The 473-nt window shown below is 59.8% G+C and carries 1 protein-coding gene; it reads right to left on the reverse strand.

Annotation, left to right across the window (positions count from 1 at the left end; all coding sequences use genetic code 11):
* On the reverse strand, window positions 1-473 hold a 473-nt coding region (locus tag AACY52_RS30685; protein WP_339561444.1), incomplete at both ends, for a tetratricopeptide repeat protein.

The raw sequence follows: 473 nt of genomic DNA on the forward strand, positions 1-473 counted from the left end.
CGCTGGTCTCCGTGATATATATCGGCCGACTGATCAAAATATCGTAGAGCCGTTTTAAAGTCACCGGCCTCCTGGTAGAGAAAACCGATACTGACGATGGCGATAGCGCGGCTGCGCGCGTCGCCAATATCTCGAAAGATGTTATGCGCCTGTTGATACGCCGACAGAGCCCCCGCGACATCTGCTTTTGCCAACCTCAAGCCGCCACGCGACAGCAATAGATCGCCATAGAGTTTTGTTGGCGAAGCGGGTTTCGCGACAAGTGAAATCGCGCGTTCGATGAGCGGCTCCGCCCGCGCTGTGTCGTTCAGGCGCAGATATGCTTCGCCCTGAAGCCATTGCGCGGTCGCCACGGCCGTATTGCGCCGCGCCATCGCGAGACGCGACGCGACGCCCTCCGCCGCTCTCGCGCGTTCAATCGCGATCAACGGGTCGCCGAACATTTGTGCCTTGGCATCTGCCACCAGCGCGTC

It is taken from the genome of Pseudomonas sp. EA_65y_Pfl1_P113 (assembly GCF_963970525.1).
In the GTDB taxonomy this organism is placed as follows: Bacteria; Pseudomonadota; Gammaproteobacteria; order Pseudomonadales; family Pseudomonadaceae; genus Aquipseudomonas; species Aquipseudomonas tritici.